General features: G+C 39.0%; 14 protein-coding genes and 1 pseudogene. 9 read left to right on the top strand and 6 right to left on the bottom strand.

Features of this window, described 5'->3' with window-relative positions:
• Window positions 1-42: 42 nt before the first annotated feature.
• From LEPBI_RS14335 to LEPBI_RS14320, 4 genes are read right to left on the bottom strand one after another with little or no spacing between them, the layout of a single operon-like run.
• Complete coding sequence (locus LEPBI_RS14335) at window positions 43-1,524, bottom strand: FapA family protein (RefSeq protein ID WP_012389851.1); 1,482 nt, start codon at window positions 1,522-1,524, stop codon at window positions 43-45.
• A gap of 52 nt (window positions 1,525-1,576) precedes the next feature.
• Window positions 1,577-2,614: a hypothetical protein gene (locus LEPBI_RS14330; protein WP_012389850.1), complete on the bottom strand. Its 1,038-nt coding sequence runs from the start codon at window positions 2,612-2,614 to the stop codon at window positions 1,577-1,579.
• Between the two features lie 6 nt (window positions 2,615-2,620).
• Window positions 2,621-3,136, bottom strand: a complete 516-nt coding sequence (locus tag LEPBI_RS14325; protein WP_012389849.1) for a chemotaxis protein CheX — start codon at window positions 3,134-3,136, stop codon at window positions 2,621-2,623.
• Entirely contained in the window at window positions 3,137-4,303 is a 1,167-nt protein-coding gene (locus LEPBI_RS14320; RefSeq protein WP_012389848.1) for a hypothetical protein, read from the bottom strand. It lies immediately after the preceding gene.
• 77 nt (window positions 4,304-4,380) lie between these two features.
• Here LEPBI_RS14320 and LEPBI_RS14315 point away from each other — a divergent pair, with 77 nt between their 5' ends.
• The 7 genes and pseudogenes from LEPBI_RS14315 to LEPBI_RS14290 all read left to right on the top strand — a co-directional run bounded on the left by LEPBI_RS14315 (window position 4,381) and on the right by LEPBI_RS14290 (window position 9,221).
• Window positions 4,381-5,121 (top strand): class I SAM-dependent DNA methyltransferase, encoded by a 741-nt coding sequence (locus LEPBI_RS14315; RefSeq protein WP_012389847.1) that lies wholly within the window; start codon window positions 4,381-4,383, stop codon window positions 5,119-5,121.
• Window positions 5,122-5,163: 42 nt separating this feature from the next.
• Entirely contained in the window at window positions 5,164-6,591 is a 1,428-nt protein-coding gene (gene lpdA / locus LEPBI_RS14310; protein ID WP_012389846.1) for a dihydrolipoyl dehydrogenase, read from the top strand.
• Window positions 6,592-6,756: 165 nt separating this feature from the next.
• The gene (locus tag LEPBI_RS14305; protein ID WP_041769896.1) at window positions 6,757-6,969 is read left to right on the top strand and encodes a hypothetical protein; all 213 of its coding nucleotides are present in this window, start codon (window positions 6,757-6,759) and stop codon (window positions 6,967-6,969) included.
• Window positions 6,969-7,346: a PIN domain-containing protein gene (locus LEPBI_RS14300; RefSeq protein ID WP_012389844.1), complete on the top strand. Its 378-nt coding sequence runs from the start codon at window positions 6,969-6,971 to the stop codon at window positions 7,344-7,346. Before LEPBI_RS14305 ends, LEPBI_RS14300 begins: the two co-directional genes overlap by 1 nt.
• A 56-nt stretch (window positions 7,347-7,402) precedes the next feature.
• Window positions 7,403-8,110 (top strand): YqjF family protein, encoded by a 708-nt coding sequence (locus tag LEPBI_RS14295; RefSeq protein ID WP_012389843.1) that lies wholly within the window; start codon window positions 7,403-7,405, stop codon window positions 8,108-8,110.
• Window positions 8,111-8,253: 143 nt separating this feature from the next.
• Window positions 8,254-8,457, top strand: a pseudogene (locus tag LEPBI_RS19270) (hypothetical protein); the annotation flags it as partial.
• Between the two features lie 101 nt (window positions 8,458-8,558).
• On the top strand, window positions 8,559-9,221 hold the full coding sequence (locus LEPBI_RS14290) for a hypothetical protein (protein WP_012389842.1): 663 nt from the start codon (window positions 8,559-8,561) through the stop codon (window positions 9,219-9,221).
• Window positions 9,222-9,795: 574 nt separating this feature from the next.
• On the opposite strand, the gene LEPBI_RS14285 is transcribed toward LEPBI_RS14290, so the two are convergent.
• Window positions 9,796-10,440 carry a DUF1554 domain-containing protein gene (locus LEPBI_RS14285; RefSeq protein ID WP_012389841.1) on the bottom strand — a complete coding sequence of 215 codons (645 nt, stop codon included), beginning with the start codon at window positions 10,438-10,440 and terminating at the stop codon, window positions 9,796-9,798.
• 366 nt (window positions 10,441-10,806) lie between these two features.
• On the opposite strand from LEPBI_RS14285, the gene LEPBI_RS14280 reads away from it, so the two are divergent.
• Both LEPBI_RS14280 and LEPBI_RS14275 read left to right on the top strand, forming a co-directional pair.
• The gene (locus tag LEPBI_RS14280; protein WP_012389840.1) at window positions 10,807-11,067 is read left to right on the top strand and encodes a ribbon-helix-helix protein, CopG family; all 261 of its coding nucleotides are present in this window, start codon (window positions 10,807-10,809) and stop codon (window positions 11,065-11,067) included.
• Window positions 11,045-11,461, top strand: coding sequence for a type II toxin-antitoxin system VapC family toxin (locus LEPBI_RS14275; protein WP_012389839.1), 417 nt, complete (start codon window positions 11,045-11,047; stop codon window positions 11,459-11,461). The genes LEPBI_RS14280 and LEPBI_RS14275 overlap by 23 nt, the downstream gene beginning before the upstream one ends.
• Window positions 11,462-11,628: 167 nt before the next feature.
• Here the strand turns inward: LEPBI_RS14275 and LEPBI_RS14270 are convergent, their stop codons facing one another.
• Window positions 11,629-12,480 carry an alpha/beta hydrolase gene (locus LEPBI_RS14270; protein ID WP_012389838.1) on the bottom strand — a complete coding sequence of 284 codons (852 nt, stop codon included), beginning with the start codon at window positions 12,478-12,480 and terminating at the stop codon, window positions 11,629-11,631.
• Window positions 12,481-12,517 lie beyond the last annotated feature (37 nt).

Genomic DNA, 12,517 nt, shown 5'->3' with positions numbered 1-12,517 from the left:
ATTCGATTGTATCAATGAAGGCTAACGTATGTTTGCCTTTATTTACTTACCTTTGAAGGCTGTGAGCATCGCCTTATCTTGGTTCGGGAAAAAATTCATCACAAACGAAGATTGTGCCTTCGTGATTTTTTCCACTTGCCTTCTATATTTGATCACGGCGCCAGGATGGGCTGTGTTTCGAACCACAACTTTCACATTGTCTTGGTTGTAACGAGCCCCTTTGAGTTCTTCAATTTTGGATTTTAATAATTCAACGGTTTTGTTTTTTTTCTGATAGGCATCAAAGATTTCTTTGAACTTTTCTTTTCTCGCTTCATCAATCTTACCACGAGAACGTTGGACCACTTCTTTGATCTTTTGGATTTCAGGGACTAGGGCTTCTAATTCTTTTTCCATATCAGAAAGACGAGAACTCCCTTCTGTGAGCAGTCGGTCATTTTTATAATGAAAACCAACTTCCACCACAGTATCCATTTGTGCAGACGAACCGAGTGATGATACCGTGATCCCTTGGTAAGAAATGAGATCACTTCCAATGATAGAAGATGTTTCCCCTGTGAGTATGATATTTCCAAGACAAAGGATTCGACTTCCTAAAATAAAGTTTTCAATGATACAATCGCCATCAATTTCCAAATTGGCATTTTCGATGAATTTCGCGCGAAGGTCTCCTTTGATTCGGATGACACCTCTACCTTTGGCTTTGACGCCACCTTTGACTTCTAAGTCTTCACCAACAATCACATCCGATGATTCAACGTTCCCATCTAAATAAAGAGAACCTTGGCAGTTGACAACGGCGCCTTCTTCAATGGTTCCTTTCACTCGGATGGTCCCTTCAAAATTGATATTCCCTGTTCCGAGTCCAATGTTACTTTCAATATTGAGCTCAGGAGAAACCGTAAGCGAAGTGTCTGTGGAGAAAACTACTCCACTAAGAGATGCAAAGTATTCTTTTAATTGTCTTCCTGGTTTCTCAGGATCATCGATGGTTTTCGGTAAAACATTTTTTCCAAGAGTGAGTCTTGGTCTGTCGATGGGATTGGGGTAAATGGGATTGCCAATCACATCTATCCCTTGTTCTCCGGCGATGCCTTCAAATAAAGTGGCAAGTTTTTCCCCTTCTTTGACGTGAACATATTTATTGATATTACGAAAATCGGCAGATCCATCATCTTTTAACACAACACGTTGGGCTCTTGGGAAATAAAATTTGACCCAACCACTTTCTCCTTGTTTTGCGGGAATTCCCTTGCCAACAACGAATGTAAATTCTTCTTTTACCTTTGTGGGATCTTTTAAAATTTTTTCGATTTCAAGAGCGGCCAGGTCCACATCTTTCATCAAAATGCGGTCTCTATGAATGGTTGCATTATCAAGTGCCTCATAAATGAGAATATTGCTCATAGAACCACCTAACAGCCAAATCGGTTTTACCACCAAAGTTGCAGTCAAACGATCCTCGGAGATTTGGATCTTGAGTCCCCGTTCCGGATTGAAGTCCGGTGCATTTTTTACGTCCATTCTGACAATAGTATCGGCAGTTTTTTTAGGAGAAACGACAATTTCTGTAGTGTTATCGATCGAGCCAGTGCAGAAAACTACCAAAAGTTTGGAGTAGAGCTGGTACCCCAAAGATTTGGGAGTGGAGAGGGAGGCTATCCCCGTGGGTCAGGGCCGTCGAAGTCCGATGGACGAAAGGGATCCCTTTTCCCTGTAAAAGTAAGGCAAGTTTTTCCGATTCGGTAGCGGAGATCACCGGGTCAGTTTTTCCATGTAGGAGGGCCACAGGTCCTGCTAAGGTTTCCAATTGGTAGAAGGGAGAGAGGGTTTCCGGGAGTTTTTCCGGAACAGTGTCCAGAACCTGTTTGGCGAGATCCAAGCGAAAGCTCCGGTCGGCATGAACCTGATAGAAAAATTCTTTGGCACGTTTCGAAGTTTTTTCTAATCGGGAACTTGTTTTGGCATCGTTTCCGATTCGTTTGAGTCCGTTGTCAAGGGCTGCTTCATAGTAAACCATTTCTAATTCTTCAGCAAGATCGGGTTCAAATCGATGGAGCATGTTGAAGAGTATGACATACACGGCATAGGGATCCATTTCATAATGAGAGAATACAAAAGGAACCGCTTCAAAAAAATTACAATAACCACCAATGAGCATACTGGTTTTGATTTTGTTTCGAGTATTGGACCTGGATGCGGCAATGAGTCCCATTCCAGCAGAAAAACTAGCGGATAAATATCCTAAATTTTCACCATCAAACAACCGTTTGCTTGCGTGAATCTCCATCATCAAGTTTTGAATGTGAGTAATGGTTTCTGCTTCGATTCTCAGTCCTTTGACTTCAGGTAGTTCTGGTAAAATGACAGAGTGACCTGTACTTGCGATATTTTCTGCGAGATCAATGATCCTTGGATCATCAATTCCCATGGCACTCATACCATGTTGGATGTACACACCTGGGAATGAGTTTGGATCTTTGTCCTTGGGGTAAAAAAGATAGGTTTTTCTACCTGTTTCAGGTAGAGTGAATTCCTTACGTTCTAAAGATTTTTTTTGTTTTAGTCCTGCATAACTCAAAATGAGTGGGAGTGCCAAAACATAAGGTTTCATTCGACTTTAGTTTTGGGGAGTAGGGAATTTTTCCAACAATAAAATCAAGTACAATCTTCCCATGTATTCATCCCCACGCCTGTCTTTTAAGTTAAAGATCAGAATGTATTGGCGGAAGTGTTCCAGCGAGATGGGAACAAGTTTATGGTTTAAATTTTCAGGAGGTAAAATATCGATTTCATAACGGCCAAGTCGCATTTCAGTAATCAATTTTCCTGCGATTTGGTTGGCAAATTCCATCATGATGGATGCAGAGTGGGATCTCGATGTGGGATCGATCTGAAAGGCTTTTGCAATTTTTGGTAAAAGTTTGAGTTTGGTATACCCATCTAAAGCTAAATAAAGTTTTCCGTTGATATCTCCTACAAATTCAACGAGTGTACAATTTTCAAAACAAAGCCCTTCATTTTTGGAAGGCCCGTAGGCCTCTCTATCGGCAAACACAAGTAAGGTTTTGTAAAAATGTTCCGGTAATACTTGTGAAACCGTCAAAATGAATTTTTCATCAATCAGTGGATCCATTTAGGCGGCGTGGTAAAGGATACTTTCTTCCAAGGAACTATATGCTTTTTTGATCCAAACATCAAATTTTAAATCGGGGGTGGTAGGATTAGAATATCCAATTGCCACTTCCGATGGGTAACCTAACTGATCCAATTCCTCAATGAATTGTTGGAAAAAAGAAGAAAAGGATTCTAGTCTTTCATTGGGAATGAGAGCAGAATAAAGATCTTCTTCTAACTGAAAAAGTCCCAATCCAATCACAGAATGTTTTAATCCAAGATGGTTCAGTCCAATCGCGAGTTCTGATTGAAAATTGGTATCGATGAACTTAAACAGAACCAAAGTTTTCTTTTCCGAAGCTTCAAAGGATGATTTTGCAATTTGGTAAAAATGAGAAACGGTGTATAGTTTTGTAAACGGGTGTTTTGTCACCTTTGCATATTCTCGTTTTGCCAAAATCTTTTCAGAGAGATTGGTAACCTCTTCCCAAAAGGTTTGAGTATCTTCGTCTAACCAATGTTCCTTTGTAGAAAAACATAAAAAACCGAATAGGTTTGCATTGATGGTCAGAGGGACATATAACTTACGTTTGTTTTTAGAGATAACAGGCAAAGAGTCTCGGATTCTACTTTCTTCCCATTCGTTCCACTCAATTGGGTTATCATCCGTTTCTACGAGCATTTCTGATTTTTGCCAAAAACACTCTTTGAATTCTTTTCCATCAAAATATACATATTGGATGGAAGATAGTTTTGGACTTTGAAAAGCAAACGGGTATTCTTTGACAGTATCACAAAATAGTTTTCTTTCTTCCATTTGTACCGATTCACGAGCAAAGAGAATGGGATCAATGGTCCAGAGGATTTCTTTCGTTTCTTTTTCCATTTCTATCGCATTGGATGCATCCGAATTTAAGGGAGAGTTTGTATCAAAGACAATATCTGTTTCAGAACTTTGGTTGTGTGATTTCGTTTGCTCCAGGTCTAAAGTGACACTTGTCTTGTCATTTGGAGCTTCGTTCTCTTGTGCGTTTGGTAGGGACTGTAGATCCAAACTATACAAAAAAAGTGTGAGGAGAAGGCACGAAACGGTGAGTAGGGTAAAACTCACCCAAGAAAAATAGAATAGGAATTGTAAGGTCGCTCCAATGGCAAAAAAAATTGTAGGAATTGTATATCGTTTCATGGTACCTTGGCCGTTACTCAATATAACGGGTAAAAAGGGGATTCTCTAAAATGATTTTCCGATTCCGCTAGGGGCAAATGAAACTCTATTCCGAATTAGCAGAATATTATTTTACCATTGAAGAACCCGGCCGCAAGTTTTCTGAAGAAATCCTCTTCCTAAGAGAAACATTCAAGCGACATAAAATTCATACCGTCCTCGACATCGGCTGTGGGACAGGGGAACACATCAAAGAACTACAAGGGATGGGGTTCAAACCGCTGGGTGTGGATGGATCTCCACGAATGTTAGAAATTGCAAAAGTCAGATTCCCACATTGTTCCTTCGAATTAGGTAAAATGGAAGCCTATGTCACCAAACAACCTGTTGATGCTGTGATTTGCCTTTATGGAACGTTTAATTATTTGGTGAATGACGACTTAGTTCAAAATTTTTTACGGAATTGTCAAAAAAACTTAAAACAAGCAGGGTTACTCGTTTTAGAAATCTGGAATGCAGATCCGATTCATCGAATCAAACGAAAGCCCATCACGACTGTTAGTAATGTAAGGCAAGGCACAACTTCCATTCGAAGGAACAGGGGATTTCGCTTAACAAGAGCAGATGATGTTGCGATCGTAGAAGTCAATTATGTATATAACTTAAATCAAAAGGATTTAAAAGACAAACACACGATGCGAGTGTTTCATTTCCCTCAAGTGCGAAATTTCTTAGACGAAAACAAATTTGACATCCTAAATGTTTATAGCAATTACGACGGTGAAAAATACATCAAAACGGGAGCCCGAATGCTCATCGTCGCAAAAAAGAGGTCTTGACTTTCCTTTTTTGTACGGTATCTCATTCTATCGGGAGAACGTATGTCCAATTCAAACCATTTCCAAGTGATCGTAATTGGAGGAGGGCCTGGTGGTTATGTCGCCGCCATTCGTGCCGCCCAACTCGGCTTACAAACATGTGTCGTCGAACGAGATAAACTCGGTGGAGTTTGTTTGAATTGGGGTTGTATTCCCACCAAAGCCTTGTTAGAAAGTGCTCATGTTTTAGAACATCTCAAAGAAGCCGCCAAGTTTGGAATCTCTGCGGACAATATCAAAGTCGATTTTGATGCTGTCATCAAACGTTCCCGTTCTGTCGCAGACCAAATGGCAAAGGGTGTGGAATTTTTAATGAAAAAAAACAAAGTCACCGTAGTGAGTGGTGAGGCAAAGTTTTTAAATTCCAAATCGATCGAAGTGAAATCAATTAGTGGCGAAGTGACTTCCCTGACAGCTGATTATTTTATATTAGCAGTGGGTGCCAAAAACAAAGCCCTTCCCTTTTTGCCATTTGACGGCAAACGCGTATTATCTGCTAGGGAAGCCATGGTAGAACCAAAGGTCATTGCTAATCTTGCCATCATTGGGGCAGGAGCGATTGGAGTGGAATTTGCTGATTTTTATGCGAGTATGGGATCCAAAGTGAGCATCATTGAATTCCAAGACCATCTCCTTCCGAACGAAGACAAAGAAATCTCCAGTATTTTGGAACGTAGTTTTAAAAAACGAGGGATCGAACAGTACTTAAGTTATGGAGTGGAAACAGCATCTGTTTCCGATTCTGGAGTTCTGCTCACCATCCAAGACAGAAATTCGGCCAAAAAAGAAAAATTAAACTTTGATAAGGTGATTGTGGGTGTGGGGATCTCGCCAAATACCAATGCCATTGGTCTTGATGAGATCGGAGTCAAATTAAAAAATGGATTTGTAGAATTCACGGGTAACTACCGTTCAACAGTAGATCATATTTATGCCATCGGTGATTGTATTCCAACTCCATCCCTTGCCCATGTGGCAAGTGCCGAAGGGATTCGTGCTGCCGAAGACATTTCGGTTCGATTGGGAAATCCCCATTTACTGCAGATCAATCGATTGAACTATTCTTACATTCCAGGTTGTACGTATTGCCATCCAGAAGTGGCAAGTGTGGGCCTCAGTGAAGACAAAGCGAAAGCAATGGGACACGAACTCAAAATTGGAAAATTTCCTTTTTCTGCCAGTGGTCGTGCACAGGCACAAGGGGATACAACGGGTATGGTCAAAATTGTTTCCGATGCCAAACATGGAGAAATTTTAGGAGCCCATATCATTGGTCCTGGAGCGACGGAACTCATCGCAGAACTCACATTAGGTGCCAATATGGAGATCACAGTCCGGGAACTTGCAAATACGATCCATGCTCACCCCACACTTGCCGAAGGAATTATGGAAAGTGCTGCCGCCGTTCTTGGGGAAGCGATCAATATATAAGGGTTAAAGCTAAGGGATAGAATAGCAATTCATTCAGAGATTCATATGGACTTCGAAAGAGTTTTTTTCTCGTTTATCAAGTGTTATGAGACATGTTTGCAAAATCCATATTAGACAAAAATATTAAGATTGACAAATACGAAATGGTATCGTATTTGTTATCGTATGAAAGTAACGGCGATACTCCCTGATGATTTAATAAGCGAGGTTCAAAAATATACTGAAGGTAAAAATATTACTGATTCTTTACAAAAGGCACTCTCCGAGTGGGTTAAACTTGCAAAAGTAAAAAAACTAAATGAAAAATTAAGAAAACAACCATTGCACTTTTCTAATGAATTTAATGCTGAAAAAATTAGAAGAATGAATAGAACATAATGATTTTAGTTGATACTTCAGTTTGGATTGAATTCTTTCGAGGAAAAGAACCTTATTTTTCAAAGTTAGTTGGGTTGGTTGAATCTTCTGATGTGATTGCCCACGAAGTTGTTTTTGGTGAACTTTTACAAGGATGTAAGAATAAAAGTGAAATTGCTTTCGTTTTAGATTATTGGGAAAGTTTAAATAACATTTTTTCAAATGGAATGTTCGTCAAAGCCGGAAAATTATCTTTTGAAAATAAACATTTAGAGATCGGAATCGGCATTATCGATTCTATTTTAATCTCGGAAACCAAACAAAGGAATTTAAAACTTTGGACTTTAGATAAGAAAATACTAAAAGTTCTTCAAGCGCAACATATTTACGAAATATAGCAAACACGTCGTATCAATTAAGTAATTCTGATTGATACGATCTCGATTTTTTTCTTATGAAAGAACCTATCAAGACTATCCTAGATTCAATAAACCATCGTCCATGGCCCTTGCCAAGTCATCCATGGTTTTGGTACCAAGAATGGAATGAGGCGATTTTTTTCCATTACCAAGTGGATGGAAAGAAACTACGTTCTTTGGTTCCGAGGCACTTGGAATTAGATCCATTCGAAGGGGAACATTGGATTTCCGTTGTTGCCTTTACTATGGACAAGGTTCATCCAAGGTTTACGTTTCCCATCCCAATCCTTTCTACCTTCCACGAAGTAAATTTACGTACTTATGTGAACAAAGACGGAAAACCTGGTGTGTATTTTTTGAGTATCGAAGCGGAAAAATGGATCCCAACACAAATTGCAAGAATCTCATCGGGCTTACCATACCAGCATTCTAAAATCCAACGAACAAACAATACGTATCATCTGAATGGGAAACGGTCTCGGATAGAGCTGGAATTCCAAGTCACAGATCCGATCAAACATCCAAACCCAAGGGAACTTTGGCTCACAGAACGGTACTCTTTGTATCGGGGGAAGGATCCGTATGAAACTGCATTGGATGTGCACCATAAACCTTGGGAATTGTTCCAAGTGGAGTTTTTAAAACGAAATATTAGTTATAAGGCATTTGATGGTCTCACCGATTTTTTAAAACCAGATCTGACTCATTGTTCGCCAGGTGTGCAGGTGTTAGCTTGGTTATGAGAGAAATGGGAAGAGTTTTCGTAAGCTACACCCATTCTCAAAATTTTCTTCGTAGTTTAAAGTTGTGCTATTTCACTAATCCCGATATGATACCTCACTCTATGGACTAGTTTTTACACCTATCCGAATGCAATTGGAAAGATTCGAATACTGATTGTATTAAAGATAGACTTGCTTCTTACTTGCGTTTTAACGCACGTGAATGTTTAGACCAAGCTTAACTCGTTGCAAAGAGCCAAAGGTTTGATTTACAAAAAGTGAAAGAATGGTGTTTGAATGAATCTAGTATTGGAAAAGAAGTTTTTGATGAGTTTGTAAATCTTTATCATAAATCAATTCTTACCTAGGAACTTGTCCTATCCCTGTGAATATAATTTTAGAATATTTCAAGTTGATCAAAAATCAGATTTAGTTTCGAAACCTAACTATAAAATGTAAATAAAACTAAGTGAAAAAATACCTATACATTTCCTTATCTCTCCTGACCCTTCTTCTTCGTTGTTCTACTTCCAATCCCAAAACGTTGGAAGCAGATGTGATGACTGATGCAAGTTACGGATACTTTCGATGGCATAATTCCATCCGAGATGGTTATGTAGTAGTAGAAACAAAAATCTTCCAAGATCCAAAGGAATGCCATGGGGATTACAATTGTTCCCCGCAAGACCATCTTATAAAAAAAGCAAATCTTCGGCCGTCGGATCCTTCCATGGTAATCCCTCTAAAACTGGGAGAGTATTATGCGATCACTAAACTAAGGTATGGTGATGCCTCGTTCTTTTATTGCCAAACAAGTGATCTTACAATTTATCATGGCTTTCAATTTAGAGAACCGTATGATCCAAAGAATCCGACTGTTCCTTATGGTTCAAACAAATGTGAATTTTTAAGCGAAGACCAAGTCGTTTGCCCTTCCATTCAGATTACAAAAAAAGGAATTCAGGAAATCAAACTGTCAGAAGGAGAGACTAGGGAGAAATCGATATCGTTTCGGCATCTTTTGGAACCGAATCTAATCTTATTTACAATCAGTTTATTGTATTGTGGGCCGGTATCGAGAAGTGTTGATTTGATTGAAGTTGAGGAGAGAAGGTGGGGGGATGGAGGATGAATGATCGATTCGGAATCAATGTCGAAAAGCAGGAACGAACTGTTATATTTCGGGAGTCAGTATAGAGACCATAATTTCTATATTCATTTTTTTTAATAATTCAGGTTTATTTACCTCTTTGAATCTGGAAATTTCTAATTTCTTTAACCTGATTTTAATTACTATTTTCCATAGAGAAAAGCTAGAAATGTTGATTCGATTACTATAATTTTCTATGATATTAAAAACATTTGACTCATTTGTAAATTATTGTTTTTTCATTAGTATTAGAAGATAAGAGGACTTCCAAAATGTTTGAAAAAATTGGAGGAATCAAAATTTTTGCAATCAAGTTACCTAGCTCATCACTGTGAACAAGTATTTGACTTATAACAGTACTTAAACCAATCATAGGCAACCCAACCTCTGTAGAGTTCAATCGAAACTGAATGGCGACTATCCAATCCGTTCAAACTTACCTTGGAGAGATTGTATCCCCAAAAGAGGAAAAGTTTTTTTACTCATACAAAAGTAGGACAAATATCTAACAGGAGTTAGGTGACTACAATCTGACTCCTGTTTTTGTATTAATGAACTACTGTTCTACACAAACAATACTTTTTGTTACATTACAGGTGTCAGTTGTTGTATCGACTAACGTAGTTGTACTGGCACCAACAAGTCCTGTAACACCATTTATACCAGCATTAGTGATCGTCCAGTTTGTGCAGTTATCACTACTATTCACTAGATTGCCCCCTGTGATCGTCATCCCTGTCCAAAAGCGAGTGCCATTCGTACCGAGGGCAAAATTCATTTGCATGGTGGTATTGGAATCTCTAAAGATTCGGTTGGAAGTGGTTGTTGCACCCGTTGTATTGGACGTGTCAATGCTATTGGAATAGAAAGTATTGGCTTTGAATACCCAATCGGTATATGTCATTGTTCCTGTTGGATTGCCCAATGCTTCTCTTACGCCAGATACAGTGACCATAGCTTTATAAGTTTTGCCTTGTACTCGATTTGAATCAGCATTACAAACAGCATCAGCTCCCGCTACACCGCCGATTCCGATTCTTCCACTTCGTGATGAGCTAGTTAAAAACATATGACACCTTGTGGAACAAGGAGCGGAAGCCGTTTGTGCGAGGAGGATGGCGAGTAAGGTGGTGTCGTCGTTACTCTCTTTCGAAGTTTTGCAAGCGCCTAAGAGAGCACTAAAAAAAACAAGAAATACCAAGAAATACCGTTAGGTCTCATTTGTTTGCCGTTTTTCATAGGATCAAATTTGAGAGAAGCGTTTCAAGGAGGCAAGAAAGAATTGGTGTAAGAGTGGGTGGCAAACGGAAAAATTTGAGGAGTAGGTAAACTTTTGGGAATGATGATAAACTAGTTAGTTGGAGAGATGATTTGGTGAGGGGAAGGAGGCAGTACAAGCTTGGATGCAAGTGGGATTGATTGAAAGTTCGCCTAATGCCTGTCCGAGGAAGGGTTTTGTTTTGGATGAAATCGAAACAAAGCATAAGCATAAAGAAAATTTAAAAAATCAGGAAAAGTGTAAAATACGATTTGACTGTAAGACAGATATGTAATACAGTTTGGTATTATGATTAGTTTACGCCTCCCACCAGATTTGGAAAGAGAATTAGATTCGCTTGCAAAATCGGAAGGGAAAAGTCGAACAGAAATCGTAAAACAATCAATTTTGGAATATTTACAGAACCGATTGCATCGTAAAACTCCGTTTGAATTGGGCTCAGATTTATTTGGAAAACATAATTCCGGAATGGTTGATTTAGCCAAAAATCGAAAAAAATACCTGCAAGATAACCTACGGAAGAAAAATGAAAAACGTAGCACTCATTGATTCTGGTCCCATCATCGCTTTATTTAACGAAAAAGACAAGTTTCACAAATCAATTCTTAAATATTTGAAATCATTTAAGGGAGAATTGATCTCTTCCTGGCCTGTGGTAACAGAAGTTATATACCTACTTTCATTCTCAGTTGAAGCGCAATCTGATTTTTTGGAATGGATTGAACGAGGTGGTATCCAAATCTTTAATCTAAGTATTGAAGATCTGAAGTATATTAAAAGTCGGATGAAAAAATATTCTGACTTACCAATGGATTTGGCTGATGCATCCTTAATGTGTATTGCAGAAAAATTTGAATATGAAAATATCATTAGCATAGATTCTGATTTTTCTATTTACAAAACTGTAAAAGGAAAGTTTTTACGAAATCTGTATCATGTATAAAAAATATCGTTTGCCAAACAGATCCATTTTCTATTGCGCCAGCGATTACAGCGGAAATCCTTTCGCAGGGCGAAAGATTGGAGCGGAAAGCGCGGTCGCTTTTGGAATCTGATACCAGACCACCAAACAATTGCGAGGTGCCCATACTGTTTCAAAAAATTGTTACTTCAATCGATCATTCCATCAATTTCTAAACTTTGTTTCATCCAGTTCCAAGTGTCTACTGGTCGTTCGAAGGGAAAAAAATGGGTGAAACCTGGAAAGATGGTCACACTGGACTTGGGATGGACCTTCGTGAGTAGTTTCGCATACTTCGGGCTACAGACTTCAAACTTTTCGGGTATGGCGATATGGTTTTCTGTTTTGATTCCATAAAAGTTTTTGAAGACATGGAAGTGCGCGTGTCCAAAAATTTGTGCTTCTACTCTTGGGTCACAACAAAGTTTCACTTCGTCTTCGTGGCCAGTTCGCACAAAACATGAGTTTAGGTAATCGTCAAAAATGGAAGGTTCAAAATTGGCAAACGCTGGGAACTTCCGGAATGACCGCCTAACAAGCTCTATGGATTTAAAATGTGTCCTTCTTTTTTTGGCACCTTTTGCCAAAGGGTTCTCCAAAAATTTGGATAAAAGGATGAGCTTCCATCCAAGAATGACGGGATCCATGGCGAGGACTTTTGTAAACCTTTGTGGTTCTTTTTTGGCGGCAAGAAGGGAAGAGGCACCACCAAGCGAATGACCAATGATCGTTGTATTTGTAATTCGTTCATGGTCGAGTAGGCTTAAGATTTGATCGCGGAACACATTCCAATTTTTGAATTGCAAAGTGAATTCGGAACGACCATGCCCCACAAAGTCTGGTGCGATGACGCGGTAATGTTTTTTTAATCGTTCAAAGTAATATTGATAACAACCGGCACTGTAACCATTGGCATGACAAAAGAGGAGAGTGGGCCCATGTGTTTCTGAATCTAAGTAAGCAGTATCCCAATTTTTGTACCGAAAGGATTTTGATTTCATTTTTCTATTTGACCCTTCTTCATTTGCATCGGATTTT

Source organism: Leptospira biflexa serovar Patoc strain 'Patoc 1 (Paris)', from assembly GCF_000017685.1.
Classification (GTDB): domain Bacteria; phylum Spirochaetota; class Leptospiria; order Leptospirales; family Leptospiraceae; genus Leptospira_A; species Leptospira_A biflexa.
This window is presented reverse-complemented; position numbering and strand designations above follow the sequence as displayed.

Coding starts and splice junctions, on each gene's coding strand:
- LEPBI_RS14315 (WP_012389847.1), top strand. CDS start 4,381: ATGAAACTCTATTCCGAATTAGCAGAATATTATTTTACCATTGAAGAA.
- LEPBI_RS14300 (WP_012389844.1), top strand. CDS start 6,969: ATGATTTTAGTTGATACTTCAGTTTGGATTGAATTCTTTCGAGGAAAA.
- LEPBI_RS14330 (WP_012389850.1), bottom strand. CDS start 2,614: ATGAAACCTTATGTTTTGGCACTCCCACTCATTTTGAGTTATGCAGGA.
- LEPBI_RS14270 (WP_012389838.1), bottom strand. CDS start 12,480: ATGAAATCAAAATCCTTTCGGTACAAAAATTGGGATACTGCTTACTTA.
- LEPBI_RS14335 (WP_012389851.1), bottom strand. CDS start 1,524: ATGGACGTAAAAAATGCACCGGACTTCAATCCGGAACGGGGACTCAAG.
- LEPBI_RS14275 (WP_012389839.1), top strand. CDS start 11,045: ATGAAAAACGTAGCACTCATTGATTCTGGTCCCATCATCGCTTTATTT.
- LEPBI_RS14325 (WP_012389849.1), bottom strand. CDS start 3,136: ATGGATCCACTGATTGATGAAAAATTCATTTTGACGGTTTCACAAGTA.
- lpdA (WP_012389846.1), top strand. CDS start 5,164: ATGTCCAATTCAAACCATTTCCAAGTGATCGTAATTGGAGGAGGGCCT.
- LEPBI_RS14295 (WP_012389843.1), top strand. CDS start 7,403: ATGAAAGAACCTATCAAGACTATCCTAGATTCAATAAACCATCGTCCA.
- LEPBI_RS14320 (WP_012389848.1), bottom strand. CDS start 4,303: ATGAAACGATATACAATTCCTACAATTTTTTTTGCCATTGGAGCGACC.
- LEPBI_RS14305 (WP_041769896.1), top strand. CDS start 6,757: ATGAAAGTAACGGCGATACTCCCTGATGATTTAATAAGCGAGGTTCAA.
- LEPBI_RS14280 (WP_012389840.1), top strand. CDS start 10,807: ATGATTAGTTTACGCCTCCCACCAGATTTGGAAAGAGAATTAGATTCG.